The organism is Paraburkholderia sp. BR10937, from assembly GCF_040965695.1.
Taxonomy (GTDB): domain Bacteria; phylum Pseudomonadota; class Gammaproteobacteria; order Burkholderiales; family Burkholderiaceae; genus Paraburkholderia.
This window is the reverse complement of sequence record NZ_JBFRCL010000171.1, coordinates 1-388: the sequence shown is the minus strand read 5'-3', so window position 1 is coordinate 388 and position 388 is coordinate 1. Positions and strand designations below refer to the sequence as shown.

The 388-nt window shown below is 64.2% G+C and carries 1 pseudogene; it reads right to left on the bottom strand.

Going from position 1 to position 388, the window contains the following annotated elements:
• Positions 1-388: pseudogene (locus tag AB4Y44_RS42500) on the bottom strand (hypothetical protein); the annotation flags it as partial.

Here is a 388-nt window from a genome sequence, read left to right as displayed (position 1 = left end):
CAGGCGCATGACCCGAGCCGCCGAACGTGACCGTATTGAGCGACGTGTCGTCATAGGCGACAAACGCGTTGCTGATGTTGCCCGACGCATCGGTCTTCGCGCCCAGTGCGTACAGCTGCGAACCGTTTACTGCGTCGAAGCTCGTGGCGTTCAGCGCAGCATTCGCCACGTTCGTCAGCACGACCGGCGCGTGCGAGGTGCCTGCGCCGCCCAACGTCACGGTGTTCAGCGTCGTGTCGTCATAGGCGACAAACGCGTTGGTGATGTTGCCCGACGCATCGGTCTTCGCGCCCAGTGCGTACAGCTGCGAACCGTTCACTGCGTCGAAGCTCGTGGCGTTCAGCACGCCGTTCGCCACGTTCGTCAGCGCGACCGGAGCGTGGTCCGT